Annotated in this window: 14 protein-coding genes; 11 read left to right on the plus strand and 3 right to left on the minus strand. The window is 35.2% G+C overall.

Annotation, left to right across the window (positions count from 1 at the left end):
* Positions 1–107: 107 nt before the first annotated feature.
* Positions 108–1,307 (minus strand): LysR family transcriptional regulator, encoded by a 1,200-nt coding sequence (locus MKI85_RS06890; RefSeq protein ID WP_241626261.1) that lies wholly within the window; start codon positions 1,305–1,307, stop codon positions 108–110.
* A gap of 156 nt (positions 1,308–1,463) precedes the next feature.
* On the opposite strand from MKI85_RS06890, the gene MKI85_RS06895 reads away from it, so the two are divergent.
* The 4 genes from MKI85_RS06895 to MKI85_RS06910 all read left to right on the plus strand — a co-directional run bounded on the left by MKI85_RS06895 (position 1,464) and on the right by MKI85_RS06910 (position 5,496).
* Positions 1,464–2,195, plus strand: coding sequence for a PIG-L deacetylase family protein (locus MKI85_RS06895; protein WP_241626263.1), 732 nt, complete (start codon positions 1,464–1,466; stop codon positions 2,193–2,195).
* A complete protein-coding gene (locus tag MKI85_RS06900; protein WP_241626264.1) occupies positions 2,192–2,905 on the plus strand; it encodes a 4-carboxy-4-hydroxy-2-oxoadipate aldolase/oxaloacetate decarboxylase in 714 nt (237 codons plus the stop codon). Before MKI85_RS06895 ends, MKI85_RS06900 begins: the two co-directional genes overlap by 4 nt.
* A gap of 2 nt (positions 2,906–2,907) precedes the next feature.
* Positions 2,908–3,996, plus strand: coding sequence for a 4-oxalomesaconate tautomerase (locus MKI85_RS06905; RefSeq protein WP_241626266.1), 1,089 nt, complete (start codon positions 2,908–2,910; stop codon positions 3,994–3,996).
* 159 nt (positions 3,997–4,155) lie between these two features.
* Positions 4,156–5,496 (plus strand): MFS transporter, encoded by a 1,341-nt coding sequence (locus MKI85_RS06910; protein WP_241626269.1) that lies wholly within the window; start codon positions 4,156–4,158, stop codon positions 5,494–5,496.
* Positions 5,497–5,837: 341 nt separating this feature from the next.
* On the opposite strand, the gene MKI85_RS06915 is transcribed toward MKI85_RS06910, so the two are convergent.
* Both MKI85_RS06915 and MKI85_RS06920 read right to left on the minus strand, forming a co-directional pair.
* Positions 5,838–6,074: a VF530 family protein gene (locus MKI85_RS06915; protein ID WP_016141020.1), complete on the minus strand. Its 237-nt coding sequence runs from the start codon at positions 6,072–6,074 to the stop codon at positions 5,838–5,840.
* 540 nt (positions 6,075–6,614) lie between these two features.
* Positions 6,615–7,025: a RidA family protein gene (locus MKI85_RS06920; protein WP_241626270.1), complete on the minus strand. Its 411-nt coding sequence runs from the start codon at positions 7,023–7,025 to the stop codon at positions 6,615–6,617.
* Positions 7,026–7,148: 123 nt separating this feature from the next.
* Here MKI85_RS06920 and MKI85_RS06925 point away from each other — a divergent pair, with 123 nt between their 5' ends.
* The 7 genes from MKI85_RS06925 (at position 7,149) to MKI85_RS06955 (ending at position 16,163) form a co-directional block, all read left to right on the plus strand.
* On the plus strand, positions 7,149–7,730 hold the full coding sequence (locus MKI85_RS06925) for a TetR/AcrR family transcriptional regulator (RefSeq protein WP_241626272.1): 582 nt from the start codon (positions 7,149–7,151) through the stop codon (positions 7,728–7,730).
* A 232-nt stretch (positions 7,731–7,962) separates the two neighbouring features.
* The gene (locus tag MKI85_RS06930; protein WP_241626274.1) at positions 7,963–8,838 is read left to right on the plus strand and encodes an NAD(P)-dependent oxidoreductase; all 876 of its coding nucleotides are present in this window, start codon (positions 7,963–7,965) and stop codon (positions 8,836–8,838) included.
* Positions 8,839–8,912: 74 nt separating this feature from the next.
* A complete protein-coding gene (locus MKI85_RS06935) occupies positions 8,913–9,662 on the plus strand; it encodes a maleate cis-trans isomerase family protein (RefSeq protein ID WP_241626276.1) in 750 nt (249 codons plus the stop codon).
* 154 nt (positions 9,663–9,816) lie between these two features.
* The gene (locus MKI85_RS06940) at positions 9,817–13,710 is read left to right on the plus strand and encodes an amino acid adenylation domain-containing protein (RefSeq protein ID WP_241626278.1); all 3,894 of its coding nucleotides are present in this window, start codon (positions 9,817–9,819) and stop codon (positions 13,708–13,710) included.
* Positions 13,711–13,721: 11 nt separating this feature from the next.
* Positions 13,722–13,946 (plus strand): tautomerase family protein, encoded by a 225-nt coding sequence (locus MKI85_RS06945; RefSeq protein ID WP_241626279.1) that lies wholly within the window; start codon positions 13,722–13,724, stop codon positions 13,944–13,946.
* 10 nt (positions 13,947–13,956) lie between these two features.
* Complete coding sequence (locus MKI85_RS06950; protein WP_241626281.1) at positions 13,957–15,162, plus strand: MFS transporter; 1,206 nt, start codon at positions 13,957–13,959, stop codon at positions 15,160–15,162.
* 92 nt (positions 15,163–15,254) lie between these two features.
* Positions 15,255–16,163 carry a hypothetical protein gene (locus MKI85_RS06955; RefSeq protein ID WP_241626283.1) on the plus strand — a complete coding sequence of 303 codons (909 nt, stop codon included), beginning with the start codon at positions 15,255–15,257 and terminating at the stop codon, positions 16,161–16,163.
* The last annotated feature ends 287 nt before the right edge of the window (positions 16,164–16,450 follow it).

Below are 16,450 nucleotides of genomic sequence, written 5' to 3' on the forward strand. Positions count from 1 at the left end.
TTCCCTGTGTACTTTGAATTAGAAGCAGTATTGTTACTTTTGATAAGAATGACTAATTCTATTCATTAAAATAGGTATGAATTTTATTTATGTTAGCTCAAGTTTAACTAATATTTGTAATTATAATTCAGTATGTTATCAAGAAAAAGTTGTGCTGCTTGACTTAAGATGGCATGCTTTCTGTAAATGATCCCGATATCACGTTGCGTATTTGGCAGCCGAATGGGTAATTGTAAAATTAGACCCTGTTCCAACTCTTGTCTCATCTGCGAATGTGAGACAATTGCCAATAATGATGAAGACTGTAAAAGACCACGAACCAGTGTTTGATCTCCAGTTTCAATAGTCGGTATAGGGGCAGTTAAGCCCAAAGTATCGAAACTTTTTTGAATCAATTCTCGTGATGGTGTGTTTGCTCTTGGTAGAATCCAAGGGAAATCCATTAAGTCAGTTAATTGAATTTCATCAATTGGTTGATTAAGCAGGGGATGCTGCTTACCTAGCACAATGACCATATCTTCTGAAAACAATATTTTCTGGCTAAAATCGGCACTTCCTTGATCAGGCCGTATTGCACCTAATATAAAATCAATATCGCCTACACGAAGCTGGGCACTCAGAATTTCATACGCACTTTCATAAGTTACAAAATGAATGGCAGGATAGTCAAAACTCATTTGGCCAATCACTTGTGGCAAGACCTCTACGCGAATTAATGGCAGTGTTCCAATATGCACACTTCCCCGTATTTGTCCTTGAAAGGTCCGTAAATCATCATGTAATGGTCTAAGTTCATTAAAACAGAGCTGAACCTGTTGTCTCAATAATTCACAAAAGGTGGTGGCTTTTAATCCCTGCACACTTCTTTCGAATAATTTCATACCGAGTGATTGTTCAAGAACTTTAATCGCTGCACTCACTGCGGGTTGGGTCAAATGTAGCAGTTGAGCAGTGCTTTTCATATTTTTGGTTAAACACAGGGTCAGAAAAATTTGAAGGCGTTGGTGATTGTATAAAAAAAAGGGTTCAGAAATAGGATGTTTGCGCTGTGAATCCGTAAAAGAGTGCTTCACCAGATCGGCGATCTTTTGCAAATAAGCGATACCATTTTGTACCCGAGGTAAAAGATAGTGACCAGCATCACTCAGTAAAACACCCTGAGGGTGTCTTTCAAACAATTGTACTGCGAGCTGTTGTTCTAATTGCAAGATTCCTCGTGTCACCGCAGATTGTGTGCGGAATAAATTTTCTGCTGCTTTTGAAATATTTTGCAGTTTTGCAACTTCAATGAAAAAACGTAGTTGCATGATATTAAAGTTTTTTTCATGATTCAAAATTATTTTCTCAATTCTCTTGATTGCTAGCCTATAAATAAAACTCATATCAGGAAAAGTCAATTGAATTGTTCAAAGTGCGTAGCCCCATGTCACTATTTCGTCAACTTCAGAGATTAAGGATGAAACATGACAGCGCAAAAAACAGGATTAGTTATTAGTGCACATTCGGCTGATTTTGTATGGCGTGCAGGTGGAGCAATTGCTTTACATCAAGCACAGGGAACACAGATGCATATTGTATGCTTGTCTTTTGGAGAACGCGGTGAATCAGCCAAATTATGGCGTCAACCGAATATGACCGAAGAAAAAGTAAAACAGGTTCGGCAGCAAGAAGCTCAAGCAGCAGCAGAAATTTTGGGTGCTAGTATTGAATTTTTAGATCTAGGTGATTATCCACTGATTACAGATAAAGATGTTTTATTTAAATTGGCTGAAATATATCGGTGTCTGCAACCTTCATTTGTATTAAGTCATTCTTTACATGACCCTTATAATTATGATCATCCACGCGCAACGCATTTAGCTCAGGAAGCACGCATAATTGCTCAAGCAGAAGGGCACAATCCTGGTGAAAAAATTATAGCCGCGCCACCTTTTTACTGCTTTGAACCTCACCAACCAGAACAATGTAACTGGAAACCTGATGTGCTACTGGACATAACCAGCGTATGGGAGAAAAAATATCAAGCAATTCAATGTATGCAGGGACAGGAACACCTTTGGGAATATTATACGCGTGTAGCTTTACAACGTGGTGTTCAGGCAAAACGTAATATTGGAATTACCGCAGCTAAAAACATCGTCTATGCCGAAGGATACCAAAGCATATTTCCTCGTGTGACGGAGAACTTAGAATGAATATTCTTGGTCATAAAGGTGTAGTTGTTCGTCAGATTGATCGTATTGATCAACAAGTCATTAAATCTATGGCTCAATATGGTGTTGCGACTATCCATGAAGCGCAAGGTCGTAAAGGTCTGATGGCACCAAGGATACGTCCGATCCAACAGGGTGTTTGCATTTCGGGTTCGGCAGTGACGCTTTTGGTAGCACCAGGCGATAATTGGATGTTCCATGTGGCAGTAGAACAATGTTTGCCTGGAGATATTATTGTAGTCTCTCCAACTTCTCCATGTTATGACGGTTTCTTTGGCGATTTACTGGCAACTTCAATGCAGGCTCGCGGTGTGGTGGGTTTGGTTGGTGATATTGGTATCCGAGATAGTCAGGTTTTACGTGAAATGGGTTTTCATGTGTGGTCACGCGCTATTTATTCACAAGGAACTGTTAAAGAAACACTGGGTTCAGTTAATGTCCCAATAGTTTGTGCGGATCAGTTGGTAAATCCCGGTGATGTGATTGTTGCAGATGATGATGGGGTAGTCGTTGTAAGACGCGAAGAAGCACTTAATGTGGAAAAGAAAAGCCAACAGCGTATGCATTTGGAAGAATCGAAAAGACAGCGTATGGCTCTGGGGGAACTGGGACTTGATATCTACGAGATGCGACCTCGGTTGGCAGAAAAAGGCTTACGCTATGTAGAGCGTTTAGAAGATTTGGAGCTATAGCCATGCAAACCAGAATCCGCTGTTTATTAATGCGTGGAGGAACCTCGAAAGGGGCTTATTTTTTAGCACAAGATTTGCCTCAAGACGCTGAATTGCGAGATCAGGTTTTGTTGGCAATTATGGGTTCACCGGATGTTAGACAAATCGATGGTATTGGAGGTGGAAATTCTCTGACCAGTAAGGTTGCAATTGTACAGCGCTCATTACGTGAAGATGCTGATCTTGATTATTTATTTGCACAGGTCAATGTAGATCAGGCCAAAGTTGATTATGGACAAAATTGCGGCAATATTTTAGCAGGAGTAGCACCTTTTGCTATCGAACGCGGATTGATAAAAACTCAAGAAACGATTACCACGGTTCGGGTCTTTATGCAGAATACTGAGCAATTGGCATATGCCAGTATTCAGACTCCCGATGCTAAATTGGATTATGTGGGTGAGACCTATATTGATGGAGTAAGAGAGCCTGCAGCAGAAATTATTTTAGAGTTTGCTGATATTGCTGGTTCAACTTGTGGACAATTATTACCCACGGGTCAAGTTAAAGATGAGATAGATGGCATTAGTGTGACGTGTATTGATAACGGAATGCCTGTTGTTCTCATTCAAGCTCAAGATTTGGGATGTCATGGTAATGAAACACCACAGGAACTCGATCAAAACCATGTATTAAAAGCACAATTGGAAAAAATCCGACTTAAAGCAGGTCACATGATGAACCTTGGAGATGTGACTGAAAAAACAATACCCAAAATGTGTTTGATTTCATCGGCACAGGCAGGAGGAGCGATTAATACAAGAAGTTTTATTCCACATCAATGTCACAGTGCGATTGGTGTATTTGGTGCTACCAGTGTAGCAACTGCATGCATTCTGCCTGAGAGCGTAGCGAATTCAATTGTTCGATGTGTAGACCAATCTGAACAGAGATTGGATATTGAGCATCCTTCAGGACATTTCACTGTTTTGCTAAAACGGGACTGGTCTGGCTCAGTAACTGGATGTGGTTTTGTGCGTACTGCACGGGCGTTATTTGATGGCTGGGTTTTAATTCCATCACAAATATGGAAAAACCAGCTACAGAATTGATGCAATAAATACTTAATAATTTCGGCTAAAACTCAATGATTAGCTTGAGTGATCAATAAGACCCAGCAGAAAGTTGTTCTGCAATTTTCTCTTTGAATAACTTTCAGCTTTAGATTAGCTGTTTAAAAAATTAATTAAAATTTTTTCAAGGAATGAATTATGGATTTAAAAGAAGAATTAGGTCAAAAAAAAATGAATCTCTATCAGTGGTTCATCGTAGCACTTTGTATATTATTAAATATTGTAGATGGTTACGATGTCATGGTAATGGCATTTACTTCAACATCCGTCTCCGCAGATTGGCAAATTTCAAGTTCGATGTTAGGAATTCTGCTAAGTATTGGCTTTATCGGGATGGCATTAGGTTCATTTATACTTGCACCACAAGCGGATAAAATTGGTCGTCGCAATATTATTCTAATTTGTTTATTTATTTGTGGTTCAGGAATGTTACTCAGCGCTTTTTCACAAAATGCTTTTCAGTTAGCAACCTGCCGCTTAATTACAGGGTTAGGCATTGGTGGTATCTTAACCAATGCCAGTGTCGTTGCGAATGAGTTTTCTTCATTAAAATGGAAAAGTCTATCCGTCAGTTTATTATCAATGGGATATGCTGTTGGTGCTGTACTGGGAGGAATGATTGCCTATTATTTAATTGCTTTACATGGTTGGCGTAGTGTTTTTTTATTAGGTAGTGGATTAACTTTTTCAGTATTTTTGATTTGTTTGAAGATATTGCCTGAGTCTCTTGAATATCTAGCCGTTAAACAACCCAAATATGCATTGGAGAGAATTAATAAAATTGGTACTAAAATTGGACTGACACCTTTGGTAGAGATGCCAGCTATTACTTTAACCGAGCAAAGAACATCAATCAAAAAACTTTTCCTAGCGCAATTGGCAACCCAGACAATTTGTTTATGGATTGCTTTTTTTATGATTATGGCAGGATTCTATTTTATTTTGAGCTGGACACCTAAAATTTTAGCTATGGCTGGAATGAGTATGGAGCAGGGCGTAAATTTAGGCATTTTTCTAAACATTGGTGGTATCTTAGGTGCCATCCTAATGGGAAGTATAAGTTCACGGTTTCAGATTCACAAAATTTTAGCAATCTTTCTAGTCGCAACAGCGATAGCAATTCTTTTATTTATCGTGGTATCGAATATTTATAATTATGCGCTTTGGGTAGGTATTCTAGTGGGAATGCTGGCGAATGGATGTGTCGCAGGATTATATGCTTTATCTACAGTAACTTACCCAACAGAAATCCGTGCAACAGGTGTTGGGCTTGCTATTAGTATGGGAAGATTTGGTGCCATTTTAGCACCTTTAGGAGCTGGTTACTTTCTTGATGCAGGTATATCACCATTGAATTTGTATGTATTCGCTTCTATTTTCTTTGCAGTTGCTTTTATTATGCTTTTAATCAGCTATCATCATTACAAATGTTCAATTTCAAGCTCAAGAACTTCAACTGAGTGTTTCAGCCCTAGTTAAATAATGCAGAGAAATACTAAGCCTCAACACTTAGTATTTCTCACAGCGACTTCATCAGACTAAATGATCGTTTTATAAAGTACAATGAATGGTGAGTGATATTTCCATACAATCAAGTAATGGCCTAAGCTGAGATCCATTATTTGCAGCATGTAATCTTTTTCTAGATTGTTTTAATTACTTAGAGCACTAAGTGATAACTTATAAAAAATTTGGTTCATGAACCTAGCTATGAATACATATTTTCCTACAAAAAAGGTCTTAAGAATAGACTAAATTTTGTCTAAGAGAGTGGTGGCAGTCCACCACTAATTAAAGTTCTGAGGCTAAGGTTTTGATAGTTACGATTTCTGTTTAGCTTTTTGGCGTAAGACATACAAATATAAGTTTTCTACTTTTTCACGTGCCCATGGTGTGGTACGTAAGAATCGCAATGATGATTTAACACTTGGATCTATACAAAAACATCTAATTTCAATTTTACGACTTAAGCCTTCAAAGCCGCCGTAGTAATCCAATAATTCATCCAAAATGTCGGCAAGTTTTTTGCCGTGTAAAGGGTCATTGGAGGTATTCATAATAGATCAATCATATTTTGGGAGGCCATTATTATAACCTGAGCGAGTTGGAAAATGAGAGGGTTAGAATTTAAACGAAATTAACATAGAAAATTACAGCTTATTTTCTATGTTAACTTTTTTCTAAATATAAATTAGTCAAATTCTAATAATTAGGTAGTTATTGCAAACCGTCACGCGACACATAAGTTGTCATTTCTACATCATAATAATCAATAGATTACAGGTTGTCATGACAGAGAGTATCAACCTTCAACGACATATAAGTTGTCACTTTTATACTCAATTTATTCAATCACTTGAAGTAAATGTTTCAGAAGTAATTAACTCCTCACTCATTCTTCAAACAATTATTTAATCAATAAAGTTTTTTTTATTAAGTTCATTATTTTTATAAGGTAACTCATAGTCTATAGGCTTAGATTAAGAAATATGATGCTAAATCTAGTCAACATTTAGCATTTTATTCTTAAGTATTTTTAACTGCAATTTTAAGGTATTTATGCAAGTAAAACTAAACTTGCACAAATACCTATAATATTAAGATTTAGCAGCAATAACATCAATTTCAACAAGAGTTCCTGGTAGTGGTAAACCTACTACTTGAATCGCTGTTCTTGTTGGTTTGGTTTGTACATCAGAATCTGTGAAGAATTCAGCGTAAGCTTTTTGAAATCCTTTAAAATCTAATCTTCCTTCATGCTCTTCAGTTCCAACTAAAAAAGCTCTTAATTGAATGACGTTATTCATCTTAAGATTTTGTTTTTCAAGAATAGTTTTAATTTTATTTAATATAGATATGGTCTGCGTTTGTGTGTCCCCATAAGCTTTAATTGTATCAGCTGGAGCTGAAGAATCTGCAATGTCTGCAAGAATTCCGCTTACGTAAACTAAAGAAGTATCACTTGGAATTGATATTGACTCTGCATATTGTGCTTGATCTGAACCCATGCGTGTAATTCTACTCATAAAATTTATTTCTCGATAAATATTGTTAATAAGATTTTTCTATTGACGTTTCGGTCATGTGAATGATATATTTTTTTGAACGATCATTCCAGAAAGAGTTTCAAAATGAGACCAAAAGAATTTGAAGAAGACGATATAGCAGAAGCTGCTATGAAAGTTTTTTGGCAAAGAGGATATGCAGGAACTAGTATTCAAGACTTAGTGGAGGGCACAGGTCTAGGACGTGGGAGTCTTTATAATGCTTTTGGAAGTAAATATGGAGTTTATGAATTTGCTTTAAAGCGTTATTATGAAATTACTGCTTGTAATATAGCTATGTTATCTGAGGATGGGACTGTTAAAGAATTAATACGTCGTTTACTTATGAAAATTGTCTCAGAAGAGCTTAATGATACTGAGAACATGGGTTGTATGGTAGCTAATGCATCATTAGAAATGGCAAGACATGATGAGGGTATTGCTGATTTAGTAGCAAAGAATTTAAGTAGAATGGAAAGAGCAATTAGCACGTTAATACTGCGTGGCCAAGCTAATGGTGAAATTGATGCTACAAAAAAACCTGATGCATTAGCTAGATTTATTGTTAGCACAATCCAAGGGATTCGGGTCGTGAGTAAAGGTAGTGAAAAAAAATGTCATTCTGAAAGGCTTGTAGACATTGTTGATATTGCTATAAGTGCTATTTAAATTAATTAATAATATTGCAAATATTTCTTGTAGTGTTAATAGCTAAATTGTTAATACTCCAAGGCATATTTCTATGTCTAATAAATACAGTTTTAATTCAATATCTGAGGTGAAAAAGCATATTTTTTTAATTTATTTTGGAATGATTGGTACAAAACTATCTGTCTATCTAAAAAGTAGTACAACTTAAACAAACATAATTTTTTATTAGCTACAAAGAAAGGAAGTAACAATGACTCAAGCATCACAATCTAAAGCAAAGACAATTGCGGTTTTAGGCACGGGTATTATGGGAGCGGCAATCGCTAGAAACCTAAAAAAAAATGGTTTTAATGTCAATGCATGGAATCGTACCTATGAAAAAGCTAAAGCTTTAGAAGAGTCAAACATAACTGTATATGAGCACGCAAAAGATGCTGTTAAAGAAGCCGATATTGTATTAACAATGCTTAAAGACGGACAAGCTGTATTAGATGCGATGAATTTGGCAAAACCTGAATTAGTTAAGAATACTATTTGGATTCAAGCAAGTACCGTGGGCATTAGTGCAAATTCACAACTAGAAGAATTTGCTCATGATAATTCTCTAAAATACTATGATGCTCCTGTTCAAGGTACTAAGGGTCCAGCAGAACAAGGAAAACTAGTAATTATTGCTTCTGGTCCTGAGGACTATAAAGATACTGCCCAATCAGTTTTTGATGCAATTGGTCAACGTACAGTGTGGGTTTCTAATGAGAGTGGAGTAAGTAGTAAATTAAAGCTTGCATTAAATAGCTGGGCCTTTGCTTTAACTCATGGTATTGCTGAAAGTCTATCAATCGCTCAAGCCTTAGATGTTGACCCAGCTTTAGTGGTAGAAGTAGTTAAAGGCGGTCCTATGGACAACATGTATTTTCAGCTCAAATCAGCTGCAATTTTAGCAGGTAATTATGATGCAAGTTTCTCTTTGGACAATGCAGTCAAAGACACTGAACTAGTTTTAGATGCATCTAAACACGCTGGTGTTAATGTTGATGGTGTGGAAGCAGGACTTGCGCGATTCAAACGTGCTCAGAAAGCTGGATATGGCGCTAAGGATATGGCTGCAAGTTACTTTGCTAAATAAGATTATCCACACCTAATACCAAAATAAATAATTTTAAATATGCCGATATTTAATATCGGCTTTGTGAGAAATAAATGAACGATTCATTAGGGTATAGATTAAAAATGGGGTTAATTCTTCCCTCTACAAATACATCTATGCAACCAGAAACAGAGGCTTTAAGACCTTATGGTGTTACTAACCATACTAGTAGAATGTTGATCAAAGATGAATTAATGGATCAACAACCTGGTTTTCAGAGTGTTATCAATAATATTAGAACATCTACTGAAGGTGCTATACAGAGTTTAATCACTTGTAAACCAGATAGAATTATTATTGGTGTTTCACCTGAAAGCTACTGGGATGGATTAGGTAGTCATGAGAAAGTTGTCGATTCGTTTAATTCAATGAGCAAAGGTATTCCTGTTACAACAAGTCCTGACGCATATAAGTCAGCATTTGATGTATTGGGAGGGATTAAAAAGATTGCTGTACTTACTCCATATTTACCTGTAGGTGATAATACCGTTAGCCGCTTTTTTACAGATAATGGGTATGAAGTACTAGCTATTCGAGGGCTTGGTGGTTCAACACCAGCCCTCATTTCACATATTTCTGAAAATCAAATTTTTGAAGCAATAAAAGCTGTTGACTCTCCAGAAATTGAAGCCATTGTACAGGTAGGAACTAATGTAGCTATGGCAAGAGCAGCAATGGTTGCTGAGAAATGGTTAAATAAACCCGTGATTTCTAATAATGTGGTTTTATATTGGCATGCACTTCGTCAAAGTGGGATAGCAGATAAAATTATGAACTTTGGATGTCTACTAGAAAAATATTGATTTTTTTTTAGTGGTTTTGGAATGATTGATACAATAAAAATCAATTTTTATTGCATATTGTTTTTAACGATGTAGAAATATCTTTTACACCGAATAATCATCCAAGAAAACGTAATTAGAAATAAATAAAATATTATTCTAGGAAGTCACATCATTGAAAAATATAGGTTTATTAGATAAAAGCAATATCGCTACAATAGATTACGAAAGTAAAAAAATGATAGAAATTCAACCAAAAACAGTAATTGATCTGTTTGAAAAACAAGTGCTTCAATATCCACATAAAATAGCAGTTAGCACAGAAGAAGAAAAATTAACTTTTTCTGAGTTATCAGCTAAAACCCAATTAGTTTCAAAAAAACTTAAAGCTGATGGAATTAGCCCAAATAGTTGCATTGGGATCTATGTTGAGCCTTCAATTGATATGATGATTGGTACATTAGGTATTTTAAGAGCAGGCTGTGCTTATTTACCCTTAGCTCCAGAATATCCTGAAGAAAGAATTCGTTATATGATTGAAGACTCAGGATTAAAAATTATATTTACTCAATCAGAGTTATTGCCAAGTTTACAAGAATTAAATCTAAAAGATATCACATTTATAACAACTGATAATTTACAAATAGCATCGCCTTTAAATGACGCTGCATTGAGTGTTTGTACTCACTCATTAGCTTATGTGATTTATACATCTGGAACAACTGGAAAACCTAAGGGGGTAGAAATAGAACATAAAAATCTAGTTAATCAACTTCTTTGGTTAAAGTCGACTTATAAAATTAATCAAGATCAGGTAGTCTTAAGAAAAACACCGATGAGCTTTGATGCCGCCCAATGGGAGATACTATCAGTTGTACTTGGTGCAACAGTAATTATGGGCGAACCTGATATTTATCGTGATCCTCTTGCAATGATTGAAGCAATCAAAAGGCATAATGTTACAGTATTACAATGTGTTCCTACATTATTGCAGGCACTAATTAATGAAGCTGAATTCATAAGTTGTAGCTCATTAATATATGTTTTTAGCGGTGGAGAGGCCTTAACTAGAAAACTTGCTAAAACTTTTATGAATATTATTCCTAATTGCAAACTAGTTAATTTATATGGGCCAACTGAATGTACGATTAATACCTCAGCTTTAACTGTATGTAAGGAGTATTTAAAAAATTCTCCTAAGGTTGTATCAATTGGTTTCCCTGTATCTAATACTTCATATTATATTATGGATCATGAAACTGGAGAACTTATTACAGATACTGATAAAATTGGTGAACTTTACATTGGAGGAATGCAGGTTGCTCGTGGCTATTTAAATAGACCAGAACAAACAGAAGAACGCTTTATTAGCCTTAACTTAAAAGATTCTATTACTCCTGTAAGGTTGTATAAAACAGGGGATCTCGCAAGTTGGAATGCTAATGGTAGTGTGCAATTTGTAGGACGAGTAGATAATCAAGTAAAACTTCGTGGTTATCGAATTGAGTTGGATGAAATTAGGGTCGCTGTCGAAAACCATGATTGGGTAAAAAATGCAGCTATATTTGTTAATAAAGATGGTGATTCTGGTTTTGAAAGTTTAATTGCTTGTGTTGAATTGAATCCTAGAGAAGCAATTCTTATGGATCAAGGTACACATGGAGGTCATCATCTTTCAAAATCAAGTCGTACACAAGTAAAAGCACAATTGAGTCAATTGGGGTTACGCAATGTAAAGAGCGATCTTGAAAAGCCAACTATACAGTTGTTAGGTAAGGAGCCAACTAAGGAACAATATAAGAAGGCTTTTGCACGTAAAACATATAGGTTTTTTGAAGGAGAAACTATTAATCGAAAAAAAATAATAAATCTAATTGAAAGCAAACATCAAAGAAAAAAAGTAAAAGCGATAAATGTTCAGCAAATAACTTTCGCTATCCTTGGTGAGATTCTTCGGAATTTGGGGCCTTTTTATAGTGAGCATCGTTTGCTACCTAAGTACGCTTATGCCTCGCCAGGAGCTTTGTATGCACATCAACTTTACCTTGAAATCGAAGGGGTAGAAGGATTAGATGCTGGGTTATATTATTTTAATCAAATAAATCATGAACTTAAAATAATAAAAGAATTACCAGAACAAGGCACTACAAAGCTATTAATGCATTTTGTAGGTAAGGAAACAGCTATTGAGGCTGTATATAAAAATAATGTGATTGAAGTTTTAGAAATGGAGGCAGGTCATGTCTTGGGGTTATTAGATGTAGTGCTACCAGAATATGGTTTAGGGGTAGGTTTGGGGTTTACCAAAAATCAAATTATGACTGACTTAGAATGTGGCGAAGGCCATCGTTATTTAGGAAGTTATCCAATAGTTAGCTTTGTGGATCGAAATATCAAAACTGACTTAGATTTATTTATTCAAGTTAACAATGTGAGTGATCTAGAGCAGGGAATTTATCACTACAAGGAAGGTTCCTTATCTAAGTTGACGAAAGAGATTATACAAAAAAAACATGTTATAGCAATTAATCAGAGGACTTATGAGCAAGCAAGTTTTGGTATAGCTTTAGTCAAATTGAATGAGAGCAGATGGGATGACTATATCCAATTAGGACGCCAATTACAGATTCTACAAATGAATAATGAAAAAATTGGTTTGATGGCTTCAGGATATAGTTCTAAGACAGGTAATGATTTAGCTACAGCAAAACGATTAGAGTTTTTGTTTAGTGAAATTGGCTTAATTCATAAATCTTCATATTTTGCTTTAGCGGGTGGAATTAGTAGTGAACAAATTCTTGGTGAAGGAATGAAAGAAGATTCCATACATTTGAAAGGTCCATCTGAAATATTAAAACAAGATCTAGAAAATATTTTACCTAATTATATGGTTCCCAATCAGATTGTAATGCTGGATGAAATACCCTTATCTGCGAATGGAAAAGTCAACATTGAACTTTTGAAAGCAACTATTAAGTCGGTTCAGCTTAAAAGGGAGATCATATTACCTCGTAATACTTTAGAAATAGAGATTGCAGAAATTTGGAAAGAGGCTATGGGATTGAATGAAGTTTCTGTATCAGATGACTTTTTTGAAGTAGGCGGTGATTCTTTATTAGCCATATCATTAATTCATTCCATTAACCAAAATTTGAATACTAGATTGCCTCTCCAAACTATATTTAGTTATTCAACTGTTGAAGCCTTAGCAATTCAAGTAAAAGCACTAACACAGAATGAATATTCTCGGCTAGTGAATCTCAATAATGGTAAATATTTTAAAAGACCAATATTTTGCTGGCCTGGTTTAGGTGGTTACCCAATGAATTTACGAACATTGGCACAAGCTACTGGTAATGAAAGACCATTCTATGGTGTACAGGCATTTGGAATTAATGAACATGAACAGCCTTATTCAACTATAGCTGAAATGGCGCAAAAAGATGTTGTTATGATCAAAAAGCAGCAGCCAAAAGGTCCATATACACTTTGGGGTTATTCTTTTGGAGCAAGAGTAGCTTTTGAAGTAGCCTACCAGTTAGAAAAAATGGGAGAAATAGTGGATGAGTTAATCTTGATAGCACCAGGTTCACCTAATACAAGAGATATTGCCTATAGAAGTAATGGAGAATATTTATATTCTGATAATGCATTCTTATCAATTTTATATTCAGTTTTTCTAGGTTATTTACCATCTTTAGATGTAATAAATGAATTTAAGCTAGTGAATTCAAAAGTTGATTTTATTAATTTGATCATGATGGAAATACCTACTCTAGAAACCTCATTAATTGAAAGAATTACAAAAATCGTTGAACTTACATATGAATTTAAATATACATTCAATGAAATGTTAGAACATAGAATTAAAGCCCCTATTTCTATATTTAAAGCACCAGGTGATGATTATTCGTTTATAGAAGAGGTAATGGAAAACTTAATAGATAAGCCATTGTTATTACAATTAAATTTTGATCATTATCAAGTTCTAAAAACAGGTGTGAATGAATTAATAGAACTTATTGAAAAAATAAAAACTTCAAAATTAACTGAATGTAAAACTGCATAAGGAATAACACTATGCCTCATGTCAATATTAAGTATTTTGAACGTCAAATTACTGATGATCAAAAGGAAGATATTAATAATACTATATCAAAATTACTTCAAAGTATTTTTGAATGTGATGATGAAGTTATTTCTATAGCACTAGAGCCTATTCATCCAGAAAAATGGAAAAGTGAAGTATATTTAACAGAGATTATTAATCGTTCAAATTTGCTAAATAAAGTACCTCGATATTAAAGGCTGGACTATGACTATACAAGAAAACTCTGTTACAGCAGATATTGTAAGTACCTCTAAAGAAGATATTCCAATTTTAAAGCTTCTAGCATTTACGCTTGCTGGTTTTATTACAATTATGACAGAAACAATTCCAGCTGGTTTATTACCTTTGATTAGTAGAGATTTACAGGTAACAGAAGCTTTAGCAGGACAATTAGTATCTGTTTACGCTCTAGGTTCTGTAATAGCTGCTATTCCTGTCGTTGCTGCTACTCGCAGTTGGTCTAGAAGACCATTGTTCTTAATGGCAATAAGCGGACTATTAATTTTCAATACCTTAACGGCTTTATCTTCTAGCTATATTGTTGTGTTAGTTGCTCGTTTTATCGCAGGGATGTCAGCAGGAATTATTTGGGGGGTACTGGCAGGTTATGCTAGAAGTATGGTCTCTACTAACTTACAGGGGCGAGCATTGGCTATTGTTGGTGTAGGACAACCAATTGCTTTATGTATGGGAGTACCTTTGGGGACTTGGTTGGGAAGTATGTTTGGTTGGAGAGGTGTATTTTGGATCATTTCTCTACTCGCGTTACTTCTATTAATTTGGATTAGAGTTGCAATTCCAAACGTTTCTGGACAGGTTGCAGAAAAACGCCAGTCAATCAAAGAGATTTTTTTACATCCAGGTATTCGCTCAGTATTAACAGTAATCTTCTTATGGATACTTGCACATAATGTTTTGTATACCTTTATTTCACCTTATTTAACCTCGGTAGGTCTTGGTGACAGGGTGGATCTAGTCCTTTTATTATTCGGTGTATCCTCAATCATTGGGATTTGGGTTACTGGTGTTTGGGTTGATAGATCATTACGCCTATTAACTTTACTAAGTTTAGCGGGCTTTGCTGTTGCTGCCATTCTTATAGGGCTAGGTGGTAATGGTAACTATGCTTGGCTAGTACTTTGTGGTATCGCATTATGGGGTATAACTTTTGGTGGAGCTCCAACTTTATTGCAAACAGCAATTGCTGACACAGCTGGTGAAGGTGCTGATGTTGCTCAGTCCATGTTAGTTACTGTCTTTAATTTGGCTGTTGCTGGAGGAGGGTTGCTAGGTGGTGTATTACTTCAAAAAATCGGCCCATCATCATTCACAATAGCAATGTGTATTTTATCAATAACTTCAGTCTATGTTGTATTACAAGCTAAAGCACATGGATTTAGAAATAGATAAAATTTCTTATTAGCTTTAGACACTAGGTTGTGTCTTCTCAACTTAGTGTTTATTGACTATTTAGATTACAAATAATTTATAAGGAATAAATAATGTCAGATAATAGAATTAAATCAGCCCTGTATTTAATTGGCTGGAATTACGAAACAGGAAATAAAGATCATTTACGAAGAAATGCCACAAGTATTATAGCTAAAGAGTTTGATGTATCGATGAAAGATAAAATATTTTGTCCGATATGTTTAACCCCCTTAACTAGAAGACCTTTAGTTGAAGATTTTTTTACAAATGGGAGAGAAGCTTTTTTTTCTCATTTGCCTTCTTATAGTGATGTTGACTGTAAATTAAGAGTACCAAAACCAGAAGGTCAACTATATGAGACAGAAGAGCAGGCACTAGAAGCTATCGAAAATAAACAATTAGCAATCATTCATAAATTTAAATCAGAAGCTCCTGCTGAAGATGATTCTGAAGTAGATGAGTACGATCAAACAGCAATCGAAGATGTGGATGGGCCAATCTCAGCCGTCCCTATATCTAGACATAATGGTGAAAACCTAGACTTGCCAACAAAAATTTCAACGGTAGCTGGAATTTGTAGAAAATTTAATGAAAATTACTATAAATACTTTTATCTACCAAATGCAAATGCTGCTATATTATTAAAAGAAGTATTACATAATATCGAAGATGTTATTGATGAAGATGATGAACCTAAATTGTATTATGGAGTAATTCGAGGCTCATTTGTTGCTGGTCAAGGTACTGATAGTAATGTAAGAATGACTAGATTAGTATCAAACCCCCTGATAAAAGACTTTTATTTTAAAGACTTAAATGGTATTCAAAAGAAACACGGTATTAATGACAACTCAGAAGGTCGCATAGTAATTTTTTGGGGTAAAATTACTCCTAATGGTATAGGGCTATGTGTTGAGAACCTTACATGGGGTGAATATGGTCTCTTACCAGAAAAATATAATTCTATCCTAATAAAATAATTGGATTAGTATTGCACTATTAATTTGAGTAGGCTTTGTTGCACAAGATTATCGCCAAACGCTTATTAAACGAGCTGCGTAAACTTCACAATAGTATAATGCTGATGATAGATCATTGAAGTTTGATGAGCGCATACAATTGTCGCAAATGACAACCTATATGTCGCGTGACGGCAAACAACATTTGCGTAGGCAACTTACATAATATTCTATTTAACATAATAGTTTCGTTATGCGACATCCAAGCGAACAAAAGAAAAGGGCGATTAATTCGCCCTTTATTATTC

The sequence above is a fragment of the Acinetobacter zhairuonensis genome, from assembly GCF_022601715.1.
GTDB lineage: Bacteria > Pseudomonadota > Gammaproteobacteria > Pseudomonadales > Moraxellaceae > Acinetobacter.

Coding starts and splice junctions, on each gene's coding strand:
- MKI85_RS06925 (WP_241626272.1), top strand. CDS start 7,149: ATGAGACCAAAAGAATTTGAAGAAGACGATATAGCAGAAGCTGCTATG.
- MKI85_RS06910 (WP_241626269.1), top strand. CDS start 4,156: ATGGATTTAAAAGAAGAATTAGGTCAAAAAAAAATGAATCTCTATCAG.
- MKI85_RS06915 (WP_016141020.1), bottom strand. CDS start 6,074: ATGAATACCTCCAATGACCCTTTACACGGCAAAAAACTTGCCGACATT.
- MKI85_RS06900 (WP_241626264.1), top strand. CDS start 2,192: ATGAATATTCTTGGTCATAAAGGTGTAGTTGTTCGTCAGATTGATCGT.
- MKI85_RS06950 (WP_241626281.1), top strand. CDS start 13,957: ATGACTATACAAGAAAACTCTGTTACAGCAGATATTGTAAGTACCTCT.
- MKI85_RS06935 (WP_241626276.1), top strand. CDS start 8,913: ATGAACGATTCATTAGGGTATAGATTAAAAATGGGGTTAATTCTTCCC.
- MKI85_RS06955 (WP_241626283.1), top strand. CDS start 15,255: ATGTCAGATAATAGAATTAAATCAGCCCTGTATTTAATTGGCTGGAAT.
- MKI85_RS06895 (WP_241626263.1), top strand. CDS start 1,464: ATGACAGCGCAAAAAACAGGATTAGTTATTAGTGCACATTCGGCTGAT.
- MKI85_RS06930 (WP_241626274.1), top strand. CDS start 7,963: ATGACTCAAGCATCACAATCTAAAGCAAAGACAATTGCGGTTTTAGGC.
- MKI85_RS06890 (WP_241626261.1), bottom strand. CDS start 1,307: ATGCAACTACGTTTTTTCATTGAAGTTGCAAAACTGCAAAATATTTCA.
- MKI85_RS06905 (WP_241626266.1), top strand. CDS start 2,908: ATGCAAACCAGAATCCGCTGTTTATTAATGCGTGGAGGAACCTCGAAA.
- MKI85_RS06945 (WP_241626279.1), top strand. CDS start 13,722: ATGCCTCATGTCAATATTAAGTATTTTGAACGTCAAATTACTGATGAT.
- MKI85_RS06920 (WP_241626270.1), bottom strand. CDS start 7,025: ATGGGTTCAGATCAAGCACAATATGCAGAGTCAATATCAATTCCAAGT.